This is a genomic window from Streptomyces sp. NPDC005955 (assembly GCF_042871255.1).
In the GTDB taxonomy this organism is placed as follows: Bacteria; Actinomycetota; Actinomycetes; order Streptomycetales; family Streptomycetaceae; genus Streptomyces.
Genome location: NZ_JBIAIF010000003.1, coordinates 158,614 through 183,043 on the forward strand (window position 1 = coordinate 158,614; position 24,430 = coordinate 183,043).

Here is a 24,430-nt window from a genome sequence, read left to right on the forward strand (position 1 = left end):
GATGGCCGGATGGCGAAGATCGAACCAGAGCTGATGCGACGCTGGGTGAACGGCTGGAGCGTGGCCCGCTCCCTGCCCGCGCCCGAGCCGGTCGAGTCCGCTGGGGACGGCCTGCGGTCCAGGTGCGAGCAACCCGGCCGCGAGGTCGAGGTGTTCGCGCTGCGCGCGGACGAGGCACCCGAGTCCTTGGCGCGGCTGGCGGCCTCCGTCGCCGCCGCGCAGCAGCCCACGTGGCTCACGGTGCCCACCCGGCGCCCGGACGCCGTCGCCGCCGTCGTCGGCGCCGCCGGACTGGAGTTGGTCCACCGGTCCGAGTGGCTCATGACGACCGACCTGACCGAGCACGCCCAGCACCCGCCCGCCGCCCCCTACGCACGCGAGGTCCGCACCGAGGGGCCGGTCACGGTCGTCTCCCTCCACGGCCCCTCCGAAGAGGTGGCGGCGCGCGGCACCGTCGCCGTGGTCGGCGCCGATGCGATCGTCGATCGCATCGAGACGGACCCGGCGCACCGCCGACGCGGCCTGGGCCGCGCCGTGATGGGCGCTCTGGTCGAGGCCGCCGTGGCCCGGGGCGCCCGTACCGGCCTTCTCATCGCCAGCGAGGAAGGCCAGCGCCTCTACACCTCCCTCGGCTGGCGCCACGAAGCCGACGTCCTGATCGCCCGGCGGCCGGTGGTTCCCCCCGAGGAGTAGGACCGGCCAACGCCCCCCGATCCACCGTTGCGCACGGCGCACCCGCCGCGGAACACCTGCGCCGCCGGCTCCCGGACGACCCGGGAGCCGCACCCCGGGGCCTGTGCCGTTCGGGGTCGCGCACGTACGTGGTCCGAGTTGAATTCCCGCGCGCCCCGGCACGGCCCGCGGGGCGCGGGAACCGGTGGGGCCTATGTTCCGGTGGTGATCGAAACCATCCTGCTGGACGTGGACGAGACCCTGCTGCGCCGGGGCCGGTACTGGGACGGGTGGGCCGACTGGCTCCAGGTTCCCCGGCACACCGTGTCGGCGCTGGTGGGCGCGGTGGTCGCACAGGGGCGGGCCGCCGACGACGCGCTCCGAGTGATCAACCCCGACATGGACGTGGAATCCGCGGCCCGCGCCCGGGAGGCCGCCGGCCGCGGCGAGTACCTGGACGAACGGGACCTGTACCCCGACGTGCGGCCCGCGCTGGGCGCGCTACGGGAACGCGGCGTACGGATCATCGTCGCGGGCACGGCCAGCGTCCGGTGCGCCGAACTGCTGCGCGGGCTCGACCTGCCCGTCAACCTCGTGGCGGACACCGCCGAGTGGGGCGTCGCCAAACCGAAGGGCGAGTTCTTCGAACGGGCGCTCGCCCTCGCCGGGACGCCCGGCGCGAGCACCCTCTACGTCGGTGACCACCCGGGCGACGACGTGTTCCCCGCCAAGGCCGCCGGGTTGCGGGTCGCGCACCTGCGGCGCGGACCCTGGGGACACCTCTGGTCCGACGACCCCGACGTGATCGCCGCCGCCGACTGGCAGATCGACAGCCTGATGCAACTCGGCGCCCTGGTCGGCGACTAGCCAGCAGCACGCGGCCGGGGCGGGGCCGGCCACCAGGCCCCGCTGACCCCGAACCGACAACAACAAAGGCAAGGAGAGCGCTCTCCTTGCCGTGTTCAACATATAGCGCACCGGGGGGCTTGCCACAAGGCCCCGGTCTCGGCGGAGGATCGTCGACCGACGCCACCACCAGGTGGTGCGACGGACGGGGAGGCACCGGTCGCGATGACGGAGACGTACGTACTCGATCTTCACGAGGTCGACGGGACGCTGTCCGCTGCCCAGCGCGTCGGCGGCAAGGGCGCGCACCTGGGCGGCCTGTCGCGGATCGACGGCATCCGGGTGCCGGACGGCTTCTGCGTGACGACGGACGCCTTCCGACGGGTGATGGCGGACGTCCCGTCGATCGGCGACCGGCTCGACCGGTTGTCGCGGGTGGACCCGGACGACCGGGAGGCGGTCCGCACGCTCAGCGCACAGATCCGCCGGGCCGTCGAAGGGACCCCCGTCCCGGACGAGGTCGCGCGGGCGGTCACCGGCGCGCTCTCCCGGCACGGCGACCCGGCCGCCGCCCGTGCCGTACGGTCCAGCGCGACGGCGGAGGACCTGCCGACGGCCTCCTTCGCCGGGCAGCAGGACACGTACCTGAACGTGCGGGGCCCGGACGCGGTGCTCCGTCACCTCAGCCGCTGCTGGGCCTCGCTGTTCACCGAACGGGCCGTGGTCTACCGGCAGCGCAACGGCATCGACCACCGCACGGTCCACATGGCGGTGGTCGTGCAGCGGATGGTGTTCCCGGACGCGTCCGGGATCCTGTTCACGGCCGACCCCGTCACCGGCGACCGGAAGCTCGCCACCGTCGACGCCGGCTTCGGCCTCGGCGAGGCGTTGGTCTCCGGCCTGGTCAACCCGGACGTCTTCGCCGTGCGGGACGGCGAGGTCGTCGCCAGGACCATCGCCGCCAAACAGCGGGCCGTCCACGCCCTGCCCACCGGCGGCACCCGGGAGGTGGCGGTCGACCCGCAGCAGCAACGGCAGCCGGCGCTGACCGATGCGCAGGTCCTACGCCTCGTACGGCTCGGGCGGCGGATCGAGGCGCACTTCGGGTGCCCGCAGGACATCGAGTGGTGCCTGGTCGAGGACGGTTTCCGGATCGTCCAGAGCCGGCCGATCACCACCCTGTTCCCCGTACCCGTCGCCGAGGCCGGCGAGCCGGAGAACCGGGTCTACGTCTCGGTCGGCCATCAGCAGATGATGACCGACCCCATGAAGCCCCTGGGCCTGTCCGTGTGGCAGCTGACGGCCATGGTGCCGATGCGGGAGGCCGGCGGGCGGCTGTTCGTCGACGCCACCGCGCGGCTCGCCTCGCCCACCAGCCGGGCCGGCCTCCTGGACCTCATCGGCAGGGGCGACCCGCTGGTCAGGGACGCGCTGGAGACCGTCCTGGACCGCGACGGCTTCCTCCCCCTGCTCCCGGACCCGGACCCGAGCGGGCCGCCCGCCGCGAACGGCGCTCCGCCCGCCCCGCTCGCCACGGACCCGGCCGTCGTCACCGAACTGGTCGCCCGTAGCCGGGCCTCCGTCGCGGCCCTGGAACGCGAGGTCCGGACGAAGAGCGGACCCGCGCTGTTCGCCTTCCTGCTGGAGGCGTTCGAGGAGCACAAACGGGTGCTCGCCGATCCGCTGAGCCTTCAGGTGATCACGGCGGGGATGGAGGCCACCTGGTGGCTCAACGACCGCTTGCAGGAATGGTTGGGCGAGAAGAACGCGGCGGACACGCTCACCCTGTCCGCCCCCGGCAACATCACCTCCGAGCTGGGACGGGACCTGCTCGACGTCGCGGACGTGATCCGCCCGCACCCGGACGTGGTGGAGTACCTGCGGGGCCTCGGGGACGACGCCTTCCCCCGGGGGCTGGACGGACCGGACGGGTTGGCGGAGCTGCCGGGCGGAGCGGAGGCGCGCGAGGCCCTGGCGGGCTACCTCGACCGGTACGGCATGCGCTGCGTCGGCGAGATCGACCTCACGCGACCGCGCTGGTGCGAGCGGCCCGCCACACTCGTCCCGGCGATCCTCGACAACGTCAGGAACTTCGACCCGGGCGCCGCCGACCGGCGCTTCGAACAGGGGCGGCAGCAGGCACGGGAGAAGGAACTCGACGTGCTGTCACGGCTGCGGGCCCTGCCGGACGGCGACCGGAAGGCCGACGAGACCGAGCGGATGATCGACCGGGTGCGGACCTTCATCGGCTACCGCGAGTACCCGAAGTACGACATCGTCAGCCGCCTCCTCGTCTACCGGCGGGCCCTGTTGGCGGAGGCCGGGCGCCTGGTGCGCGCCGGCGTGCTGAGCGAACGGGAGGACGTCTACTTCCTCACCTTCCCGGAGTTCCACGAGGTGGCGCGCACCCAACGGGTGGACGACGGGCTGCTCCGGCGGCGCAAGGAGGAGTTCCGGTCGTACGCCGCGCTCACCCCGCCCCGGGTGCTCACCTCGGACGGCGAGGCCGTCACCGGGGCGTACCGGCGCACGGACGTGCCGGCCGGGGCCCTGGTCGGCCTGCCGGTCTCCGCCGGGACCGTCGAGGGCAGGGCACGGGTCGTCCTCGACATCGCGGAGGCCGATCTCGAAGCGGGCGACATCCTCGTCACGACCTTCACCGACCCCAGCTGGTCACCGCTGTTCGTCGGCATCGCGGGCCTGGTGACGGAGGTGGGCGGCCTGATGACGCACGGCGCGGTGATCGCCCGGGAGTACGGCCTGCCGGCCGTGGTGGGCGTCGACGGCGCCACCCGGCTGATCCGGGACGGCCAGCGCATCCGCGTGCACGGAACCGACGGCCACGTCGAGTTCCTGCCCTCCGCTGCGGGTGCGTGATGCACCGGCCGCCCGTAGGCTCGCAGCGCCGGGACGCCGCACCCGGCGATCAGCGCGCAATCGTACGGACGGGGCGAGGAACGGAGCGATTCCGATGTCGGAGGACCAGGTCAGCCGCAATCTCAAGGGCATGGACGATCTCGATTTCGACGGCTGGAACAGGGCCGACTGGGACGGTGTCTTCGCCCACCACCACACCGATGACGTCCTGGTGGACTGGAAGGGCCAGCCGCCGACCCGTGGGGTCCAGGAGCACATCGACGCCATGAAGGCCTACGTCGATTCGGCGGGTGGCACGCCCCCGCAGATCGCTGCGCATCCCATCGCCTTCGGGTCGGGCGAGTGGACCTGCGTCATCGGCGAGTTCGAGGGCGGCGGTCGCATGGTCACCGTCGCGAAGTGGCGCGACGGGGCGATCGCCGAGGAGTACATCTGGGCCTAGCCGGGCGACGGACCCGCCGCACGGATCAGACGGCGTCCGTCACCGGCACCCGGAGCCGGTACTGGTGGAACGCCCGGGCCGTGTACGCCACGAAGGGCACCACGGCGGCGGGCACCAGCCACCAGGGGAACTCCCACCAGAGGGTCAGCAACCCCACGACGGCACAGAGCACCACCACCGTGTAGAACAGCGGCCCGCCGTACCCGCGCCAGACGAACGGCTCGGGGCGGTCGGGGCGGGCCAGCCGCACGGCACCGAACCAGAGACCGAGTGCCGCCAGGAGACCCGCGAAGGTACCGATCGCGGCCGTCATCTGGAGTTCGTCGCGCGGCTCGACGGAGGTGCCCTGCCGCACACCGTCCCGGTCGAGGGCGATGACGTCCCCGCGCCAGACCGTGGCGGTGACCCGGTCGCCCGGCCGCAGCCGCTCCAACAGGGGGCCCGGGTCACCGAACGCCACGACCTCGCTCCCGGAGCGACCGTCGCCGCGCAGGGTCGCCTCGTACACGCTGCCCTTGCCCTGCGTCGTGACCTCGGTGTCCGTCACCGTGCGGGCGAGCGTGCGCAGGCAGTCCTGTGACCCCCGGGCCGCCGCGGCGCCCGGGCACGGCTCGGCCGCCGTGAAGTCCCGGTACCGTGCGTCGTCGGAGGGCAACCAGAGGGCGAAGGCGGCGTAGCAGGCCAGCGCCGCGGCGAGGCCCCCCGCGACCAACAGGGCACCGAGCAGCCGCGTCCGACCGGGGGAGCGCCCGGCGGACGACCGCGCGGACCGGGCGAACCGGTCGGGGTCGGGTCCGCTCGGCGGCCGGTCCGCCCCGCCCACCGCACCCGCTCTCGTCGCTGTCATCGATCACCCCTCCGCTCCGTCCGGGAACCCGGGCTTGCCGCGCCGGGCCCGCCGGCCCAGTTTCCCCCGGGCCCGGGTTCCCGAACGACGGGTCGAACGGGCAAGTGACCTGCGCTTTCGCCTGCCGTACTCCGGCAGTTCGACGTGCCCGGGCGCGCTCCGAGCCCGCCGGAGCCCTCAGAAGCCGGCCACCGGACCCGCGGCGTGGCTCACCGCGACGGTGTGCGTGATCCAGGTGGCACCGCTGAGCCGGTGCAGGAGGAAGGACGTCGGCTCCGGGAAGTGGTGGGGGACCCCACCGGTCAGCGCCAGCCCGCTCTGGAGGTGCGTACTGGGGGCGAGGGCCAGGAGCGTGCCCGCGAAGCCCGCGGTGACGGACCGGTGCACATGGCCCGCCAGGACCCGCGCGACATTGCGGTGTTCGGCGAGGACGTCCGCCAGGGCCTCGCCGTCCGCCAACCGCATCCCGTCCAGGAACGGGATGCCGACCGCGAGCGGCGGATGGTGCAGACAGACGAACGCCGGTACGTGCGGTCTGCGGGCGAGGACCCCGTCCAACCAGGCCAGTTGATCCGGCCCCAGCCGGCCGTCGGGGCGGCCGGGCACCGACGAGTCGAGGGCCACCAGGGTGAACTCCGGGTGGTCCACGGCGTAGTGGCTCGCGGCCCCCTCGCCCAGGAAACGCGTACCGCCGAACTCCGCCAGCAGCGCCCCGCGTTCGTCGTGGTTGCCGGCGACCAGGTGCAGCGGCAGCGGGAAGCCGTCGACCAGCCGGCGCAGCGCCGTGTACTCGGCCGGCTCGCCCCGGTCCACCAGGTCCCCGGTGATGACCACCGCGTCGGGCGGCGGATCGAGGGCGAGGACCCGACCGAGCGCCCGGCCCAGTGCTTCGGCGGGCGCGCCGGCGAGCGGGCCGGTGGTGAGGTGCGGATCGCTGAGGTGCGCGAGGGACACGGTCATCTTCGAACGGTGCGGTGCCGCTCCCGCACCGCGCAAGCGCGCACGCTCAGGGCGAACCCCCGGCCCGGGCGGTCGAGGGGCGGAAGTCCCGTACGTAGCGCCGTTGCCAGGGCGTCTCCACGGCCCGCCGGTCGTAGCCCGCGCGGACGAAGGCCACCGCCTCCTGCGGCGGGACCCCGTCGAGCACGGCCAGGCAGGCCAGCGCGGTGCCGGTGCGCCCCCGGCCGCCTTCGCAGGCCAGCTCGACGCGTTCGTCCGCGCACCGCTCCCAGGCCCGGGTGAGGACGGTGAGCGCCGCGCCGCGGTCCTTGGGCAGCCGGAAGTCGGGCCACCGGATCCAGTCCGCCGGCCAGTCGGTCGCGGGCGGCTGCTTCCCCAGCAGGTACACCCCGTACTCCGGAGCCGTGCCCTGCGGTGTGCCGTTCCGCAGTCCGCGCCCGCGCACCAGTCGCCCCGAGGGCAACCGCAGCACGCCCGGGGCGCCTTCGTCCCAAGTCTCGGTCATGGCCCGACCCTACGCACGGGGTACGGGTCCGGGCGCGCGGTTCCGGGAAAGCCGCGGTCATCCGCCCTCGGGCGGCGCCGACCGTGCCGTGCCCGTGCGGTCCACCTCGAACACCCGCCGGGACGGACGGTCGCCCCGTCGTTCGGTGTTCTGCGGGGGCTGCGGGTCCTTCGTCTCCTCGGCCTCCGAATCCCGGGGAGCCCGGGCGCCCCGGGGCGGCTGCCTGCGCGGTGCGTCTCGTTCGTTCGCGTTCACCTGGGACCTCCCTGGACGGTGGTGGTGCGGGCTTGCCCCCGCACGGGTCAGCCTCGTTCCCCCGTCGCCGTGACCTCCACACCGGTTACGCCGTACGGGTGGCGCGCGCCGTGCGGCTCACTCGGCGGCCGGACCGGAAGTCTCCGCGGCCGGACCGGAAGTCTCCGCGGCCGGACCGGAAGTCTCCGCGGCCGGACCGGAGGGTTCCTCGGCGCCGTTGCGCAGTCGACGCTGTCGGGAGCCCACCACGCACACCGCCGCCGTCGCGGTCGCCGCCAACGCCAACGGGACCATCCAGTCGCGGTCGAGGACGTGGTAGGTCGCGTGGTCGAGCGAGTAGCGTCCGGCACCGGTGAGGGCGAGCGCCGCGCCCACCAGCCCGAAGGTGACCGGGAGTTCGAAGCCGCCGTCGGCCGCGAAGAACCCGTGGGGCGCGTGCACGGCGGCGGCGCCCGCCATGCCGCCGGCCGCCGCCGCGCCCGCGAACGGCGTCGCCAGCCCCACCGCCAGCAGCGTGCCGCCGCCGGCTTCGGCGAGCCCGGAGGCGATCGCACTGGGTTTGCCCGGTGCGTACCCCATGGACTCCATGGCGTTGCCGGTGCCCTCGATGCCGTGGCCGCCGAACCAGCCGAACAACTTCTGGGTGCCGTGGGCCGCGAGTGCGCCGCCGACGCCGAGCCGGAGCAGCAGCAGCCCCAGGTCACGGCGGTGTACGTGGAAACAGCCGGACATGGCCTTCCTCCTCAGGGGTGCCTGACCTCCGTCTCCCCACGGTGGCACCTCCGGGGCCGCTCCGCAGCCCGCGGCAGCGTTCGGGTGTCCGGACGTGGCGCAGGGCGGGGACCTCCGGGGCGGACCCGGTGTCCCCGCCCTGCGCGGGATGCGGAGGAGGGCCGTTCGCACGGTGCGGTGATCGTCCCGCGGCACGGGTCGTTCCCGTAGTCCGCACGGTTCCGGTCGCACGGGGACGGAGTTCCCCCGACCCGCCCCGGAACGATCGCCCTACCCCCTCCGGGGTGGCTCAGTGGCAGCTCACGGTGCCGCTGCCGATCCGGTTCCAGGAGCAGGAGTCCAGCCGCGAACCGTTGGGCTTGAGCAGTCGGGCCCGGTCGCCGTCGTTGTTCCAGACGTAGTTGCCGCGGCCCCAGTAGCGGACGCCGGAGGCGTTGGTGCCCTTGCCGGTGCGGACCTTGACGGTCTTGCCGGCCCCGATCTTGTAGCTGCCGAACGTGTAGGTGTAGCCCGTGTCGTCCTTGAGCTTGTACCCCTTGAGCTGGATCGCCGAGCGCGAGCTGTTGTGGATGTTCACCCACTCGGCGTTCAGCTTGGACCTCGTCGTGGGCCGGTCCGAACCCGGGCTGTCGTACTGGATGGTGCCCAGGTGCAGCCCTCCCTGGTGGGGAGCCGCGGCGGCCGGCGTGGCGGCGAGCAGCGGAGCCGCGAGGGCGAGGGCAGCGACGACGGGTATGACAGAGCGAATACGCAACACGAACCCCGGTTGTGAAGATGTGATGAACAGGCTTATGAAGGGATGTTGAGCATATGAGGGCTACTGGGCGGTACCGCACGGAAGTGCTCATTCCGCTTGTGTAGATCCCGTGAGGGGCCGCCGCTCGACCGCTCAGCGGCGCTCGCCGGGGTAACGGACCCCGATCCGGTCGCGCACCGCGTCCAACGTCCGCATCACGGCGAGCGAACCGTCGAGCGGAACGAGCGGCGATTCGGTGGCCTTCTCCCGCAGGCACCGCATCACCTCGGCGGCCTCGTGCCGCAGCGTGTCCCGGGGCCCGTCCTCCGTGGCGGCGGTGAACGTCTCGGGCTCACGGCCGTCGCGGTGGAGCACGAACCGGTCCGGGTAGAAGAACCCGGCGGGGACCTCCACCCGGCCCTTGCTGCCGGTGATCGAGGCGATGACCGGCGTGTGGGCGTTCACCGCGCAGTGCAGCACCGCCAGCGCACCGCTGTCGTACGACAGGACCATGCCCGTCTGGAGGTCCACGCCCTCCGGCGACAGCGTCGCCCGTGCCGTCACCCCGGACGGCTCCCCGAGGATCAGGTGCGCGAACGACACCGGGTAGACCCCGAGGTCCAGCAGCGCGCCGCCGCCCTGTCGGGGGTCGCGCAGCCGGTGCGTCGCCGGGAACGAACCGTCGATGCCGAAGTCCGCGTGCACCGCCCGGACCTCACCGATCGCCCCGTCGTCGACCAGGGCCTTGAGCCGGCGCACCAGCGGATTGCAGTACATCCACATGGCCTCCATCAGGAACAGGCCGCGGGCCCGGGCCAGGGCCACCAACTCCGCCGCCTCGGCCGTGTTCAGCGTGAACGCCTTCTCGCACAGCACCGAGCGGCCCGCCTCCAGACAGAGCCCGGCGGCCGTGCGGTGCGCGGAGTGCGGGGTGGCCACGTACACCACGTCCACGTCCTCGTCCGCCGCGAGCGAGGACCAGTCGCCGTACGCGCGCGGTATCCCGAACCGTTCGGCGAACGCCCGCGCCCCCGCCTCGGTGCGCGAGGCCACCGCGACGACCTCCGCGTCCGGCATGTCCAGCAGGTCCGCCGTGAACGACGCGGCTATCCCGCCCGTCGCCAGGATTCCCCATCGCACCCGTTCCTCGGCCATGCGACCCCTTCCGTCCGTGCGTGGCGCACCACCACGCCCCGCCCTGTCGGACCGGCGACCCCGAGCGCGAACCGCCCGGCGCAGCCCGGCACGGACGCACGGCAGGCACGGAGACGGGGCGGACGGGGATAAATGGTCTCAACCATCCGATCCGGACTGCGAGCATAGAGAACGGAATCGACGAACTCCATGGGCGGCCGGGAAACGGTGCCACGGACAGGGGAGGGACACATGCCCGAGCGCGGCGCCGTACCCGACGGGGAAACCGGACCGGACCACATAGGCACCGGTGCGCGGGGGAGCGAGGAGCGGGCCGCCGTGACCGCGGCCACCGCACCCCAGGTCGTCCCACCGGTCGTGGTGCCCCCGCCCGCCCCGCCCGGCGCCGGGCGCCGCACCGCGTTCCTGGTGATCCTGGTGCTCGGCGGCCTCACCGCCCTGCCGCCGCTGTCCATGGACATGTACCTGCCGGCCCTGCCGGAGGTCACCGGGGTGCTCGGCGCCTCCGCCGCCACCGTGCAACTCACGCTCACCGCCTGCCTCGCCGGCATGGCGCTCGGCCAACTCGTCGTCGGACCGATGAGCGACAAGTGGGGCCGCCGCCGTCCGCTGATGATCGGCATGCTGCTCTACGTCCTGGCGACCGTCGCCTGCGCGGTCGCGCCGACCGTCGAACTCCTCATCGGCTTCCGGCTCGTGCAGGGCCTCGCGGGCGCCGCGGGCATCGTCATCGCCCGCGCGGTCGTCCGGGACCTCTACGAGGGCGTGGCGATGGCCCGCTTCTTCTCCACGCTCATGCTGATCTCGGGGGTCGCGCCGATCATCGGCCCGGTGATCGGCGCCCAGGTCCTCCGGTTCACCGACTGGCGGGGCGTCTTCTGGGTGCTCGCCCTCGTCGGGGTGCTGCTCACCCTGCTCGTCCGGTTCCGACTGCCCGAGACCCTGGAACCCGAACGGCGCCACGCGGGCGGGGTCCTCGCCGCGCTGCGCACCATGCGCGGGCTGCTCGGCGACGCCCCGTTCACCGGGTACACCCTCGCGGGCGGCTTCAGCTTCGCGGCGCTGTTCGCCTACGTGTCGGCCTCGCCGTTCGTCATCCAGGAGATCTACGGGGCGTCCCCGAACACCTTCGCGATGCTGTTCGGGCTCAACTCCATCGGCCTGGTGATCATCGGCCAGGTCAACGGGCGGCTCCTGGTGGGCCGCGTCAGCCTCGACCGGGTCCTCGGCCTCGGGCTCGCGGTGATCGTGCTGGCCGCGGTGGCGCTGCTGTTGATCACCTCCGGTGCCTTCGGCGAGACGGGACTCGTGCCGGTGGCCGCCGCGCTGTTCGTGCTGATGTCGGCGATGGGCCTGGTCATGCCCAACACCAACACGCTCGCCCTCCAGCGCGCGGGCCACGCCGCCGGCTCCGCCTCCGCCCTGCTCGGGACCTCGTCCTTCCTGATCGGCGCGATCGCGTCCCCGCTCGTGGGCATCGCCGGTGAGCACACCGCCGTCCCGATGGCGCTCGTCCAGCTCGTCGCCGGCCTGGCCGCGGCGGCGGCGTTCCTGACCCTCGCCCGAACCCGCGGCAAGGCGTCCGACCAGCCGGTCTGACGGGGCGGCGTCCCCCGACGGACCGCCGTTAGTCTCAGCGGATGACCGACGAACCCCCGAGCGCGCACGTGCAACTGGACGGCACCGGCCTGGTCCTGGTCCGGCACGACGACGAGGACGCGACGTACTCCTTCCCCCGCCGGGGGCGGACGCCCGACGGCACGCCCCGCGTCCTGCCCCTGGCCGAGGCGCTGCACGCCCGCATCCGGCCCCTCGGCACCGCCGAGGCCGTGCTACGGGACTGGGCGACGGGGGCCACGCCACCCGGGACGGTGCCCTGGGACGACCCGACCGCCGGCCCACCGGTACGGGTCCGGGCCGGCGGGATCGTGATCCGGGACGGGCGGATGCTGCTCATCGGCTTCGAGGAGGACGGGGAGCCGTACTACGAGATACCCGGCGGCGGGGTCGAGGACGGCGAGGAACCGCCCGCCGCGGTGGTCCGCGAACTGCGGGAGGAGACCGGTCTGACGGTACGCGTGCGCCGGGAGGTCGCACGGGTCTGGAAGGACGGCCGCCGCGAGCACTACTTCCTGCTGGACGCCGAGGGGCGGATCGGCCCCCGCGAGGAACTGGACAACCACGGCGGTACACCGACCTGGATCCCGCTGGACGAACTGCCCACCACCGCGCTCTGGCCCAAACGCCTGGGCTGGCGCATCGCGCACTGGCACGCCACGCACTGGCCCGCCCGCCCGGCGGAACTCGCCGACGGCATCCACGACCTCCGCGCCGACTGCACCTGGTAGCGGCCGCTGCCCCGTTGCCGGACACACCCGATGGCCGGCTGTACCGGATGGCGGGCCACCGGGTGGGCGCGGGGTGCGGGCGTACAGTGGGAAGGTCGGGGTCGGCGCCCGCACCGGCTGCGGGCGGGTGGCCTGCCTGGCCTGGAGGTGACCAGAATGGAGACCGTCATCCTCATCGCGGTGGTGGTCGCCCTGATCGGCGTCGGGATGCTCCTGATCCATCGGCTGAACGCACAGCACGAGGCGCGGATCACGACCCACCACTACAGCGCCCCCCTCCCGAGACCTCCCGGTCAGCCGGAAGCGCCCGGCGGCGGACCGTTCGCGCACGAACGGGCGAAGGCGTACCTTCCCCCGACCGGGAAGCCGCCCCGAAGGCCCCCTGCGAAGTGATGCACCACCGCCGGTTCACCACCGGCGGCTCAGCGTGCATCGATCCAGGTGCGGAGTAGCAGACGACGTTTCTCCGGGTCGTCGCTGTCGGTGAACTCGGTGCGACCGTGGACAAGCCTGCGATTGTTGATGATCATGAGTTGGCCGTCTGCGAGCCGTGCGAACCGGTGGAGCGACGTGTCAGCCAGCACCTCGTCCACCGCATCCAAGGCGGCAGTTTGCTCGGAGCTCAGGTCAGGCACATCCTGCGCCGAGTGGGCGCTGTCGATGTACTGCCGTAGGTAGTTGATGCGTGTGCCCGTGGATGTGTCCTCCAGCACCGGTCGTAGGACCGTGCGGGGTCCGACGCCACTGGTGTCACGTGAGTCGAAATGGAACTCCTGCGACAGGACGGCCAACACCCCGGGACTCGGCCGTAGTCGTTTGACGATGTCTTCTACGCGCACGAACACTGACTCGCCACCGGCCAACGCAGCACGCTGGCAAAGCAGGGTGAAATAGTCCGGTATGTGACCAGGTCGGTGCATTCCGTCGGTATGTAGATGGCCACCGAACCGGGTGTCGGAGTAGCGAGCGGACCGGCTGCTGGTGATGTCGGCGCCACGATCCCGGACCTCGCGGACCTGCTCCCCCTCGAAGTCCTGCGGCATCACCTTGCCGAGCATGCGGGAGACGGCGATCAGCAGCGCCTTGGCTTCGGCCAAGGGCGGAGCGGGAGGGGTTTGAATGACGAGGTATCCGCGACCGTGCTCCAGTTCGCGATAGGCGGCCTGCTGGAGCGCCGAGGTGACGGTGGCGGGAATGTCGTTCTGGCTGATCCTCACGGCCACACTTGCGTCGAAGACGAGGTCAGTACTGCTGGCCATGCTCGTTCCTCCTTGCGAAGTGGCGAACTCATCATCGGTGACGCGAGCTTCGCGTTCGCGTCACGGTGGACCTCGGGGTCAAAGGCGTGACTAGCGCGGTGTGTCATCCCCGGAGGTCGTGCGCAGAGGCGCGTCGACAGACCTGCCGCGCTGGCGAGGGCGGTTGCCGTTCTTTCCGTTCGCCGCTTGCCCGCGGTCGGCACGGCAACCCGTCGTGGCGAGACCCGCGTCGTCACGATCATGGAAATGTCGACCGCGTGTCCGACGGATCCGTGGCAGCTTCCGCATTTCGAGCGAAGTCGTTACGAGATCATCCCCCGCCAATCCACGTGAGACAACCAGGTGATGGAACGAATTCCAGCCAAAGTGCTTCGCAGGTTCATCGATTTGCCGAGTTCTCTTGACCTGGAACGGGTCGACGGGGTCGATCCAGAAAGTCGCAAGCGTAAATATTCAGCCGTCAACTGTCAGCGGCTAAGGCCCTTCGGTCTCGACGAAAAATCGCAATGATCACGCCATATCACCACTGGCCCTCTAGTGGATCTACAGTCATAATCTAGACAATTTGTAACAAATTTCACATGGGTCATCCCTGAATTTTCTGGCTTGACTCCCTCCGGTCCGTTATCAATCCCGTTGACCGATCGGATTCAGCTGCTTAGCTTTATTTCGGCGCCCATCCGTTCCTTGTGTGACGCGAGAAGGGTGCCGGTAATGCGAAACGAAACATTGCCCCCCCCAAAAGGTGGGCTCAGGGTTTCGCCCTCAATGCGACGACCGCCCTCGCGTCTCTGCTCGATGTGGAGTGTCGTGATTTCGAAACGTCGCCCCTTGCTCGGTGCGGAGTGCGATTTCGGCAGTCGCATCAGTCAGTACAACGCGCACTATCGCGAGTAGCACGCATGTGTGAAAGGATGTGAAGGGCCATGGATTGGTCCCGTAGCGTAGTGGTAGTGGTGAGCCCGGATTCTTTCATCCGCGGCGTAGGGTGCCGCATCGTGGACGAATTGCTCATGTCCGACTGTGAAGAAGTCGCGGCTCGTGTCGTTCAGCCCGGCAGCCTGCTGCTGGATGTAATTTACGATGATCTCGCTCGGAGGCGAGTGTATTTCGGCACGTACCGGTACCGTGCCATAGACGCGCTCTACAGTCTCGGCCCCTCGCTGGCGCTCGTTCTGCGGGGATCGTCCGGGATACATCAGCGCTTCACCGAGCTCAAGGGTTCCGGCCCGCTGGAGAAGGCGGCCCGCACATCCCTCCGGCTCCGATTCGGCGCGGTCAACACGATTCTGGGGCTTCTGCACATCTCGGACAGCCCCGAAGAGGCGGAACTCGACTGGAAGACCTTCTTTGTCAGAGACTGGAACAACCTCGGGCCCAGTGAACTGCCCGATTCTCCTGCTCGTCTGGGCACTCCTGGGGCACGTGAGCTCGCCAGTCTTCTTGACAATCCGCCCGGCAGCGGCGAGAGCCGTGGCTTCTTCCAAGTACGCGACCAGCTTCGGCGCAGCCTCGTGGCACATCTGTGGGAGCTCTTGCCTCCGGCAGAGACGATTCCCGTGGCCCGGACCCTGGCCGCACTCGACGGGGCCCCGCTGAGCAACGAATTCGTAACCCAGATGGCTGAGAGCTTGGACGGTGCCGCCGATCTCCTGCTGCGACGGACGCTCACCGCTTCCTTCACGCCTGACGAACCGGCACTGGACACGGGCAGGCTGTGGCGGAGCCTGGAGGGCCACGGTGTCAGAGTCGATCCCTGGGCCCGTGCCGTACTCACGACCTCCCAGTACTTCCCTCCCCTCATCCACACCGAGGAATCGCGGATGGCCACACGCTCCGCCATAGAGCCGGCAGCCCATGGCTGAGGCGGCGACGACACGGCTCTGGGTCGGAGGAGAACGGGCAGCCCCACGCCACACCCCACGATGGGCCCAGGAGGAGCGGCAACGGGTACGCGGTACCCTCCTCGGTGCTCACCCCTCTCCGTACCCTTGCCACTTCGGGTCCATCGGTGAGAACAGGGGCACCAACCACTACACCTACTGGGACCTGCATCAGGACTTCGCGAGTGAGGCGCAGGCCACCGCGCGTGCTTTACGGGTGTTCATCGAGATGCAACTCGCCTCGCCGGACGAGCGCCTTTCCCTCCTCATCTTGGCAGGACCTCCCTCGGTGGACGCTGATTTCGCCTGGTACCGAGACCTTTTCTGGCGCATGCTATCCACCGTGCACGAACACGATCAGATTTCGTGGCCCGTGGGCACACTGGGTGATCCAGAGGACCCGAATTGGGAATTCACCTTCGCGGGAGAACCGCTCTTCACCTTCGGCACCTGCCCCGCCTACGGTCCGCGTCGCAGTCGCGTACTCGGTGAATGTCTGGTGATCGGTGTGCAGTGCAGAAGAGTGTTCGATTCGATCAGCGGGTCCACGGCGGCTGGGCGCGCGGCGAAGAAGCGGATACGCCAGAGCCTTGCAGAGTACGAGAGCGTGCCCGTGCTCGAGGACGCTGGGGACGGCCAAGGCTCTACTCTGGAGAAGTGGAAGCAGTACTTTCCTGAGGTCGACGGCAAGCCGTTGAGTGGAAAGTGCCCTGTCCAATGGGAGAAACGGTGAAGCGTTCGAGGTCGGCCCCCACCGGCGCTCCGGTTCTCGTCGTCGACGAGGAACTTCCGGACCAGTGGCCAGAGGGCACATTCCTCACCTCGCCCGCGTGGTTGAGGATGATGGGTGACCGGCCGCCCGGTCGTGCCTACTACTTTCGGCTCCTCCGGGGCGGCCGCACCATCGCTGCAACCACCGGCTACCTCATCGAGGACGCTGACTGTTACGAGTCGTTCAACATCCACGATCTGCTGTGGCGATACCCACCCGTGTTCCCGGATCAGGAAAGACCCTCCACCCGGGTGCCGGAACGGGCTGCTCTCTTCCCCTTCCTCGCGATCGTGCAGCCCGGCTACGAATGCGAGGTGGTCACCCGGGAAGCACGCGTGGAAGAAGCGGTTCGCGACCTCCTCGCCGAGGTCAACCGGTGGGCGCGACAGTCGGGCGCGGTCTGTACGGCCGTGCTCTACGCCGCCGGTCCCGCACTGGCTGCGGCACTGGACGCCGAACAAGGCTGGCACCGCCGCAGCGGCACGGTGCGGTCCGTCCTCGACGTTCCCACCGGAAGTTTCGACGACTACCTGGCCCGACTGTCGAAGAGCGGTCGTCAGAAAGTCCGTTGGGACCTGCGTGACCTGTTGCGCGCGGGAGTTCGCACCACGCTCGTCGACGCAACCGGACTAGGGGACACCGAAGTGCGGCTGCGGATGAATCTCGTCGCCAAGTACGGGGGGTACAGCAGTCTGGCAGTGGAACGGTCCAGGTTGGAGCGGTTGGCCACGCTGTTCCCCTCGGAACGCCTCCGACTGTTCCACTCCACCACGACCGGCGGCGACGTGGTTGGCTTCAGCCTCTTCATATCGTACGGCGACCAGTGGCACGTGTTCTGGTGCGGGTTCGACTACGAGAATCCGGCGTCACGCAGGACGTACTTCGACGCCATGTTCTACTCCCCGGTCCGCGTCGCGCAGACCGAAGAGGTCAGGACGATCGACTACGGCCTGGGCTACGAGAAGAGCAAGAAGTGGCGGGGGTGCCACACCACGCCACGCGACATGTGGGTCACTGACCTTCGCGGAGACGTCGCTCGTTGGTGGGAGCCCGTCGCCTAGAGCGATGAGCCAGATGGAACGCCAACACCCGACGGGAAGACCGCTGCCGGATGACCGAAGCAATGACTGGCCGACTGGAGACGCCGTCTTGGACTTAAGTGTCGAACCACAGGCAGTTGAGCACACCGCACTGATCAACGAGGTATTCGAAGCGGGATTCGACTTCGTCACAGGCGTGCCGGACTCTCATCTGGCCGGATTCCTGAAAGCCCTGGCAGCAGACGAGCGCGCCGGAGAGTGCTTCCTTCCCGGAACCCGAGAGGACAACTGCATCGGCCTTGCGGTGGGAGCGTACCTCGCGGGGGCGACACCTCTGGTGTTCATGAAGAGTGCGGGGCTCGGGACCTGTCTCGACGCGTTGACCAGCCTCGCACTGGTCTATCGGATTCCAGTCGTGCTGCTGGTTTCCTGGGCCGGACACGACGGCCGCGACGTTCCGCACCACAACGTGATCGGTCAGCCCGCTCCGGCCGTGCTCCAAGCGCTTGGCGTTCCGGCCTTGCTCAGCCGGTTCGACGATCCCGCGGACACGGCGGAACAACTGCGCGCGGCACTACGAGAAGCGGTACGCGTCAGCAGCCCCGTCGCGGTGCTGTGTGCGCCCGAAGGGGAGTGACGACGGATGCTGACCAGGGACGACGTGCTCGCACGGCTTGCCTGCACGGCCGAGCGCGAAGACGCGGCGGTGTTCATCGGTAACGGGCTCAATCCCCGAGCACTGCACGCGATCGCCGACCGTGATGAGAACTTCTACATGATGGGCAGCATGGGTCTCGCGCTGCCCCTTGCCATCGGCTTCTCCCGGTGGTCGGGCAGAACCGTGCTCGCCGTCGAGGGTGACGGGAACACCCTCATGGGCGCATCCGCCATGGCATTGGCTCCCACCGCACGCGGGTCCCTCGTACACGTCGTCCTGGACAACCAGGTCTACGAGAGCACCGGTGGGCAGAGCTCACCCGCGCCTGGCTTCTCCTTCGTCGGAGCTGCTCGGGCTGCCGGGTACGCGACGGCGGTGTCGGTCACCGAGGATCTCGATACGTTCTCCGAGGCCCTGTCGGAGGCCGCCGGCGCGAGGCAGCCCGGCTTCGTCCACGTCCGTACGGCAGCCAACTCCGGGCCGCCACCCCCCCGGGTCCCGTACCACCCCGCAGAGATCACCACACGGTTCACCACTTGCTATCGCGTGTACGACACCTGACGAAACGAGGTGACCCCCATGAACGAGCTGCGCATGGGCATAGGCGTGCACAGTCCCATCACAGCGCTCCTGGCGGAGGAAGCCGGCGCCGACGTCCTCTGGCTCGGCAGCCTGGAGATGTCCACCAGCCTCGGAGTGCCCGACCGGGAAGTGCTGGAGCCGCACCAGATAGCCGGGATCGTTCGCGCGATACGGGCTGTGACCGAGCTGCCGATCTACGTTGACGCGGACACCGGTCGGGGCAGCGATGAACTGGCTGTCCTTGCGACCAAACTGTACGAGGAGGCCGGGGCCGACGCGATCTGCGTGGAGGACAACCTCTTCCCCAAGCGGAACTCGCTGGACGACCGTTTCGGGGGCCGGGAGCTGCTGGCCCCGGATGCCTTCGCTGCCCGGATATCCGCCATGGTGGCCGCTCGTCGCTCCCTGAAGGTCATCGCGAGAACCGAAGCGCTGGTGGCCGGCCACGGGGCGGATGCCGCCGTCGATCGACTGCGCTGCTACGCGACGGCCGGCGCAGATGCCCTGTTCGCGCAGGCCAACCGGGCCAGCTCCGACCAGTTGATGTCGGTGGTGGCAGAGATCGCGCCGCTGCGGCCCATGGTGTTGGCGCCTACGGTGCTGCCCGACACCGATGCTGAGACGTTCGCAGCGTGCGGACCGGTGACGGTCCTCTTCGCCAATGTGATCATGCGGAGCCTGGTGGAAGGGACGTCCCGGATACTGCGTGAGGTCATGAGCACCCGCCGCCTGACCTCAGTCTCAGCGGAACTCTCCAGCGTGGAGCGGCTGTTCGAGCTCACCGAACGGATATCGGTGGCCGGTCGGGGCCCGGGTTCCGGCGCTCGGATGTCGGACGGGCGACAACCCGACGGCGCCAAGGCCTCGGAGCAATGGGCCGTACCCGATGTCAAGGCCGTGGCGGACGCCCCGACCGATCGTGAGCGGGCCCGCTCGCTGATGGTGGAGGCGGCGTTCGACTACTGCGCAGGCGGCGCGGGCGACGAGTCCGGTGTCCGGCGCAACATCGATCAACTGGACGCCGTCATGCACGTTCCGCGGGTCCTGCGCGACGTTTCGGAACGCAGCACTGCCGCCGAGCTGTTCGGCAAGCGGTTGGCCGCGCCGATCCTCGTGACCCCGATGGGTCTACAGGCGTTGTGCCATCCGGACGCAGAGGTGGCCACCGCAACGGCAGCCCACTCACTCGGTCTCGGCTTCACCCTGTCCATGTTCAGCTCGCGACCTGTTGAGGACGTCGCGCCGGCAGCGCCCGGTCTGTGGCAGCAGATCTACCTGCTGCGCCAGCGCGAGGTCAGTTGGTCGATGCTTCGCAGGGCCGAAGAAGCCGGGGCAGGTGCGGTGGTGGTCACCGTGGACGTGCCGGTCGTGGGCCGACGCAGCCGGGACGCACGCAACCGGTTCAGCCGGTTCGACGCAGCACCACCCGCCATCGTGCAGGATCCGTCCTTCCTCGACCTCCTCGGGCACCGCAGGAGGCGCACGCCCTCGCTCACCGCGGCCGACCTCGTCTCAGAGATTTTCCCCGACCCCACCGTGTCCTGGGAGGACCTTGCGAGCCTGCGGTCACGCACCCGTCTCCCATTGATCGTGAAGGGAATCCTGAATCCGACAGACGCCGAACGTGCGGTGGGGGCGGGCGCGAACGCGGTGCAGGTGTCGACACACGGCGGCCGGCAGTCCGACCGGCACGTGGCGTCGGTGGACGCGCTTCCCGCCGTGGTGTCGGCCGTGGGCGGCCAGGTGCCCGTTCTCTTTGATTCCGGTGTACGCAACGGGGCGCACATCGCCTCCGCGTTGAGCCTGGGCGCGAGCGCCGTCCTCGTCGGGAGGCCGGTGCTGTGGGGGCTCGCGTCGGGCGGCCAGGAAGGCGTCGCACAGGTACTCGCTTCATTTGTGTCTGACCTGGGCCACGCCATGGACCTGCTCGGGGCCCCCGTCATCACTGACATGAGCCACCAACTGACCGGTTCACGGGAGCAAGCATGACCTCATCGGACTCCAGCCACAGCACCACGGCGCATCGCCATTGGGATGAGATATGGAAGACCACGGGTGGCCGTGCCGATTGGTCCACGGTCGACCCCTGGGTCGCGGACACCATCGACCTGCTGCGCAAGCGGAAGGTACGGGACGTACTGGACCTGGCCTGTGGGATAGGTCGGCACGCCGTCTTCTTGGCTCGGTCCGGCTTCGTTTGCTGGGCGATCGACGCGAGCGATACCGCGATCGACCAGAGTCGCGCGGCGGCGGAGGAAGCGGGCGTGGACCTCGACCTGCGGATCGGGCCGATGAACCGCCTGCCGTATCCCGACGACCACTTCGACTATGTGCTGGCGTACAACGCGATCTACCACGGCGACCGGAACGCGGTGCGCAGCCACGTACGCGAGATCCACCGCGTGCTGAGGCCCGGGGGCCTGTACCAACTGACCATGCTCTCGCGCCGCAACCATCATCACGGCAGGGGCATCGAGGTCGGGCCCGGGGCCTTCGTCCAGCCGGAGGCAACGGACGACAAGGTGCATCCGCACTTCTACTGTGACGCCGCAGAGATGATCGCGATCCATGAACCGGCGGCGCTGGTCAGGGCGCACGACGAGGAGCACGTGGCCCCCGGTTCGTTCCACTGGCACTGCCTGTTCGAGCTGCCCAAGGGGGGAGGGGGGCTCAAGTGACACCGGAGCCCCGGTCGACCCTGCTGGTACGGATCGGGCGCTCGCCGCAGCTCCAGCCCTTCAGGAAGAAGAACTTCCGCTATCTGTGGACCGGGTTCGCCGTCTCGCTCCTGGGCGACGGCATGATGTTCGTCGCCCTGCCGTGGCTGGTGCTGTCGCTGAGTGACACGACTACCGCACTGGCCGCTATCGGCGTGGTGATGGCGGTGACCGCTCTGCCCGCTGCTCTCCTCGCCGGCACCTGGGTGAACAGGTACGGGGCCCGTAGAGTGATGCTCGCCGGGGACCTGCTGCGTGCGGTCGTGATGGCGGCCATCGGGCTGCTGAGCCTGGCGGACCTGCTCACCCCTTGGTACCTCTATCTGGGGCTGGCCGTCTTCTCCGCTGCGGAAGCCGCCTTCGTCCCGGCCTTCAACACCATGGTGCAGACGGTGGTACCGGCGGAGCACCTGGTCGGTGCCAACTCCGCCGACCAGGTCATTCGCCCCCTGATGTGGCGGCTGATCGGGCCGGCCCTCGGTGGCGCGTTGGTCGCCAGCTCGGGCGCCGACTGGGTGTTTGTGGTGAACGGGCTGACCTTCATCGTGTCGTTCGTCCTCCTGCGCAAGGTGAGCGCCGAGCACGAGCCATTGGAAGAGCAGGGCCCCGGGAGCATGTTGGCGGAGAGCCTCGACGGTTTCCGGTACGTATGGCGGCACAAGTGGTTGCTCTACGCGTTCGCAGCCGGAGCCGTGACTGTGATCTGCGTGATGGGACCGTGGAACGTCCTCGTGCCCTTCATCCTCCACGATGACGGGGCACACGGCGCTCAGACCTACGGCCTGGTGCTGGCCGTCGGCGGGGTCGGTCAGATCTGCGGAGCGCTCCTCGTCGGCGGGAAGTCATTGGGCCGACGGTCGCTGGTCTGGCTCTATCTCGCCTGGGGCGGCATGGCGGGCGGACTCGTGGGATTCACCTTCGACGCTGCGCTCGTGCCCGCACTGATCGGGAGCTTTGTGATCAACGCGGCGCTTGCCGTCTCCGCGGTTCTCTGGGGGGCCCTCTTGCAAAGCGCCGTGTCACGGGCCTACGTGGCGCGCATGTTCGGGATCGACTGGGCACTGTCCCAGGTGCTGGTCCCGATTTCGTACTCGCTGACCGGTGCGTTCGCCGGTATCACCTCGACCGATACCACGCTGTTGGCTGCCGCAGTCGGCGGCCTGATCTGCGTCCCGGCCGTGTTGCTCGTGCGGCAGGCACGCCGCCTACCGGAGATGAGGAACTCTTGAGCGACGACGCCCTTAGTGCCATGGCTGCCCAGGACGACTGCACGCGAGCCATCGTCGACGATCTCAAATGGCTGGGGCGGCGCTTCCCCTGGCCCGAGGAGAGCAGCGTCCTCCTCGTCGGATCCACCGCTGAGGGCGTGGCCATGCGTGGCTCCAACGTGAACGTGCTGGTGCTCGATGCACCGGACGATTGGACGCCGGACCACGAAGACACCAGGTCGGTTCTTCGACCGATGAGCCTGGTCCGGAACCACATCATCCCTGGCAACCCCGTCATCAACATGGACGTCCTACGACCACGCCCTTTGCATGACCTGGCCACCCTCGCATCAGGCATGTCCCGCGTCCAGGACCCAGCCACCCCCGATCTGGAACTCCCCGTGCTCGACGTGTTGGAGATCCGCTTCCTCGCCAGGCTCCGCGGGGGGAAGGTCCTCCACGGGCCCGAGACGACGGAACTCTGGCGGGAACGCACAGGAGTTCGCTGGCTGCCTGCCTTCCACTGCGCCACCACTTACCTCACGGCCGTCCACTTCCGCAACAAGGCCATGTCCGCCCACGCCGACCGGTTGCCCCTCGACGCCTTGGTCCTGTTCAGGCTGGCCGTGGAACACCTACTCCTCAGCGCGCTAGCCGCCGAGGGCCGCGTCCTCCACGAGGTGAAGAACCTCGGTCGCCACATCGGCGCGGTCCTTGCCATCCGAAATCAGCCGCCACGGCTGTTCCAGGAGGCCGGGAGCCTTCTGGAACATGGTTCGGAGCCCGGTCCCGCTATCTTCGCCCGTTTCGACCAGTGCTCGGCAGATCTCCTGCGCGGCCTAGGTGGGGCCCCGCACGGCCGTACCGCGGTCGACTACCTCGCGGGACAGGGCCATGCCGAGGCCGAATCGGGCCGTACCCAGAAGGAGCTGGAATGAGCACAACCGAGTCGCAGGCCCCCGAACTCCCCTCAACGGTCCGCGCCGTCGTCGATGGCTTGGCCGGTCTCCCCCAGGTTAGGTCCGTCCGCATCGCCGGTTCGCGAGCGAGGGGCAAGCCCACCAGCCCTGACAGCGACTGGGACATTCTCGCGTACACGGAGGAAGCGCTCCCGACACTCGGCGAGCTGCACCGGCTCCTCCCGTCCGGCACCGAACAGGCGCATCCGTATCCGTTGCACACCGCCAACCCCGGACATCCCTTCCAAGAGTCGGAGTTCACGCTCCCGGTGTCCCCGAGGATCGATGTCTGCCTCCGGCCGTTCGCCCATCTGCAGCAAGAGCAGCAACGGGCCGCCCTCGGAACGTTCACCGTGCACTCCTATCCCAAGACCGCAGGTGGTGTGCCCTCTTACATCCTGCTGAGCGAGGCAGCACTGTCGGCCCCGGTCCACGGTGACGTGGGCAAACCGGTCTGTCCCGACGCACTCGTCGCCGCCGCAGGACCATGGTGGCGGGGGCGGGCCTCCTGCGCCTTGCTGCTGGCGATCGATCACGTCGCAGCAGGTGAACTGCTGGGCGCACTTGAACACATACTCGCAGCAGCCACCTCGGTCGCCCACTCCAGGCTGATATCAGGAGGCAGCTGGTACCCCATCACCAAACGTCTGCTCGATGAGACCGGCGCCATTGAGGACGGGGTACGTGAGCACCTTGCCGGGTTGTCCGCCAGCCGGCTGACCGCAGCCACGGTGCGTCAGGTTGCGGACGGCCTCGGGGTCGACGTGGACGAAGGGCTCGATTGGCTCCAGCGGGGCGAGCACATGGGACCCATCCGTGGGGATCAGGGGCCTGTACGCGTCATCAGTCACCAGAACGAAAGGTAGGGCGCCTCCCCATGCCAGACATCCGAATCCGCAACTGCGTCCCGCACGGCACCGGTCGCCTGCCCAAGTGCTGCCGTCCTACCGAACCGGCCCCGGTGTCCGGCCGGTCCG

At 69.8% G+C, this 24,430-nt stretch carries 25 protein-coding genes; 17 read left to right on the plus strand and 8 right to left on the minus strand.

The genetic code is table 11. The annotated features are described in order from the left end of the window. The first annotated feature begins 9 nt into the window (after positions 1-9). The 4 genes from ACFYOU_RS09090 to ACFYOU_RS09105 all read left to right on the plus strand — a co-directional run bounded on the left by ACFYOU_RS09090 (position 10) and on the right by ACFYOU_RS09105 (position 4,837). Complete coding sequence (locus ACFYOU_RS09090) at positions 10-693, plus strand: GNAT family N-acetyltransferase (RefSeq protein ID WP_391304343.1); 684 nt, start codon at positions 10-12, stop codon at positions 691-693. A 207-nt stretch (positions 694-900) separates the two neighbouring features. Continuing rightward, the gene (locus ACFYOU_RS09095; RefSeq protein ID WP_389769691.1) at positions 901-1,539 is read left to right on the plus strand and encodes an HAD family hydrolase; all 639 of its coding nucleotides are present in this window, start codon (positions 901-903) and stop codon (positions 1,537-1,539) included. 204 nt (positions 1,540-1,743) lie between these two features. Beyond that, the gene (gene rph / locus ACFYOU_RS09100; protein WP_391304345.1) at positions 1,744-4,395 is read left to right on the plus strand and encodes a rifamycin-inactivating phosphotransferase; all 2,652 of its coding nucleotides are present in this window, start codon (positions 1,744-1,746) and stop codon (positions 4,393-4,395) included. Positions 4,396-4,489: 94 nt separating this feature from the next. Then, positions 4,490-4,837 carry a hypothetical protein gene (locus ACFYOU_RS09105; RefSeq protein ID WP_391304346.1) on the plus strand — a complete coding sequence of 116 codons (348 nt, stop codon included), beginning with the start codon at positions 4,490-4,492 and terminating at the stop codon, positions 4,835-4,837. Between the two features lie 25 nt (positions 4,838-4,862). Here ACFYOU_RS09105 and ACFYOU_RS09110 read toward each other — a convergent pair whose 3' ends face one another. From ACFYOU_RS09110 to ACFYOU_RS09140, 7 genes are all read right to left on the minus strand, one after another. Continuing rightward, the gene (locus ACFYOU_RS09110) at positions 4,863-5,684 is read right to left on the minus strand and encodes a hypothetical protein (protein WP_391304348.1); all 822 of its coding nucleotides are present in this window, start codon (positions 5,682-5,684) and stop codon (positions 4,863-4,865) included. A 177-nt stretch (positions 5,685-5,861) separates the two neighbouring features. Beyond that, a complete protein-coding gene (locus ACFYOU_RS09115; RefSeq protein WP_391304350.1) occupies positions 5,862-6,644 on the minus strand; it encodes a metallophosphoesterase in 783 nt (260 codons plus the stop codon). Positions 6,645-6,690: 46 nt separating this feature from the next. Beyond that, the gene (locus tag ACFYOU_RS09120; protein WP_389769647.1) at positions 6,691-7,149 is read right to left on the minus strand and encodes a protein-tyrosine phosphatase family protein; all 459 of its coding nucleotides are present in this window, start codon (positions 7,147-7,149) and stop codon (positions 6,691-6,693) included. Positions 7,150-7,206: 57 nt separating this feature from the next. Continuing rightward, positions 7,207-7,404 (minus strand): hypothetical protein, encoded by a 198-nt coding sequence (locus ACFYOU_RS09125; RefSeq protein ID WP_391304352.1) that lies wholly within the window; start codon positions 7,402-7,404, stop codon positions 7,207-7,209. Positions 7,405-7,521: 117 nt separating this feature from the next. Further along, positions 7,522-8,136, minus strand: coding sequence for a DoxX family membrane protein (locus ACFYOU_RS09130; RefSeq protein WP_391304354.1), 615 nt, complete (start codon positions 8,134-8,136; stop codon positions 7,522-7,524). 289 nt (positions 8,137-8,425) lie between these two features. Beyond that, positions 8,426-8,890 carry a lamin tail domain-containing protein gene (locus tag ACFYOU_RS09135; protein ID WP_391304356.1) on the minus strand — a complete coding sequence of 155 codons (465 nt, stop codon included), beginning with the start codon at positions 8,888-8,890 and terminating at the stop codon, positions 8,426-8,428. 135 nt (positions 8,891-9,025) lie between these two features. Next, positions 9,026-10,027, minus strand: coding sequence for a Gfo/Idh/MocA family oxidoreductase (locus ACFYOU_RS09140; protein ID WP_391304358.1), 1,002 nt, complete (start codon positions 10,025-10,027; stop codon positions 9,026-9,028). A gap of 231 nt (positions 10,028-10,258) precedes the next feature. Between ACFYOU_RS09140 and ACFYOU_RS09145 the strand changes: the two genes are divergently transcribed. From ACFYOU_RS09145 to ACFYOU_RS09155, 3 genes are all read left to right on the plus strand, one after another. Continuing rightward, the gene (locus ACFYOU_RS09145; protein WP_391304360.1) at positions 10,259-11,626 is read left to right on the plus strand and encodes a Bcr/CflA family efflux MFS transporter; all 1,368 of its coding nucleotides are present in this window, start codon (positions 10,259-10,261) and stop codon (positions 11,624-11,626) included. 41 nt (positions 11,627-11,667) lie between these two features. Further along, entirely contained in the window at positions 11,668-12,375 is a 708-nt protein-coding gene (locus tag ACFYOU_RS09150) for an NUDIX domain-containing protein (protein ID WP_391304361.1), read from the plus strand. Between the two features lie 156 nt (positions 12,376-12,531). Beyond that, a complete protein-coding gene (locus tag ACFYOU_RS09155) occupies positions 12,532-12,768 on the plus strand; it encodes a hypothetical protein (protein WP_391304363.1) in 237 nt (78 codons plus the stop codon). 29 nt (positions 12,769-12,797) lie between these two features. Here the strand turns inward: ACFYOU_RS09155 and ACFYOU_RS09160 are convergent, their stop codons facing one another. Next, positions 12,798-13,634, minus strand: coding sequence for a TauD/TfdA family dioxygenase (locus ACFYOU_RS09160; RefSeq protein WP_391304365.1), 837 nt, complete (start codon positions 13,632-13,634; stop codon positions 12,798-12,800). A gap of 926 nt (positions 13,635-14,560) precedes the next feature. Here ACFYOU_RS09160 and ACFYOU_RS09165 point away from each other — a divergent pair. Genes ACFYOU_RS09165 through ACFYOU_RS09210 form a run of 10 tightly spaced genes read left to right on the plus strand, consistent with a single transcriptional unit; the run spans position 14,561 to position 24,319 of the window. Further along, the gene (locus ACFYOU_RS09165) at positions 14,561-15,499 is read left to right on the plus strand and encodes a nucleoside-diphosphate kinase (RefSeq protein WP_391304366.1); all 939 of its coding nucleotides are present in this window, start codon (positions 14,561-14,563) and stop codon (positions 15,497-15,499) included. Next, positions 15,492-16,250: a YqcI/YcgG family protein gene (locus ACFYOU_RS09170; protein ID WP_391304368.1), complete on the plus strand. Its 759-nt coding sequence runs from the start codon at positions 15,492-15,494 to the stop codon at positions 16,248-16,250. The genes ACFYOU_RS09165 and ACFYOU_RS09170 overlap by 8 nt, the downstream gene beginning before the upstream one ends. Beyond that, a complete protein-coding gene (locus tag ACFYOU_RS09175; RefSeq protein WP_391304370.1) occupies positions 16,247-17,350 on the plus strand; it encodes a GNAT family N-acetyltransferase in 1,104 nt (367 codons plus the stop codon). The genes ACFYOU_RS09170 and ACFYOU_RS09175 overlap by 4 nt, the downstream gene beginning before the upstream one ends. 4 nt (positions 17,351-17,354) lie before the next feature. Next, the gene (locus ACFYOU_RS09180; RefSeq protein WP_391304372.1) at positions 17,355-17,966 is read left to right on the plus strand and encodes a thiamine pyrophosphate-binding protein; all 612 of its coding nucleotides are present in this window, start codon (positions 17,355-17,357) and stop codon (positions 17,964-17,966) included. 6 nt (positions 17,967-17,972) lie between these two features. Continuing rightward, positions 17,973-18,548, plus strand: a complete 576-nt coding sequence (locus ACFYOU_RS09185; RefSeq protein WP_391304374.1) for a thiamine pyrophosphate-dependent enzyme — start codon at positions 17,973-17,975, stop codon at positions 18,546-18,548. Between the two features lie 18 nt (positions 18,549-18,566). Next, positions 18,567-20,558 (plus strand): alpha-hydroxy-acid oxidizing protein, encoded by a 1,992-nt coding sequence (locus ACFYOU_RS09190; protein WP_391304375.1) that lies wholly within the window; start codon positions 18,567-18,569, stop codon positions 20,556-20,558. Continuing rightward, the gene (locus ACFYOU_RS09195; RefSeq protein ID WP_391304376.1) at positions 20,555-21,247 is read left to right on the plus strand and encodes a methyltransferase domain-containing protein; all 693 of its coding nucleotides are present in this window, start codon (positions 20,555-20,557) and stop codon (positions 21,245-21,247) included. The genes ACFYOU_RS09190 and ACFYOU_RS09195 overlap by 4 nt, the downstream gene beginning before the upstream one ends. Continuing rightward, positions 21,244-22,515 carry an MFS transporter gene (locus tag ACFYOU_RS09200; protein WP_391304378.1) on the plus strand — a complete coding sequence of 424 codons (1,272 nt, stop codon included), beginning with the start codon at positions 21,244-21,246 and terminating at the stop codon, positions 22,513-22,515. The genes ACFYOU_RS09195 and ACFYOU_RS09200 overlap by 4 nt, the downstream gene beginning before the upstream one ends. Next, the gene (locus ACFYOU_RS09205; protein WP_391304379.1) at positions 22,512-23,432 is read left to right on the plus strand and encodes a hypothetical protein; all 921 of its coding nucleotides are present in this window, start codon (positions 22,512-22,514) and stop codon (positions 23,430-23,432) included. The genes ACFYOU_RS09200 and ACFYOU_RS09205 overlap by 4 nt, the downstream gene beginning before the upstream one ends. Then, entirely contained in the window at positions 23,429-24,319 is an 891-nt protein-coding gene (locus tag ACFYOU_RS09210; protein ID WP_391304380.1) for a hypothetical protein, read from the plus strand. Before ACFYOU_RS09205 ends, ACFYOU_RS09210 begins: the two co-directional genes overlap by 4 nt. The last annotated feature ends 111 nt before the right edge of the window (positions 24,320-24,430 follow it).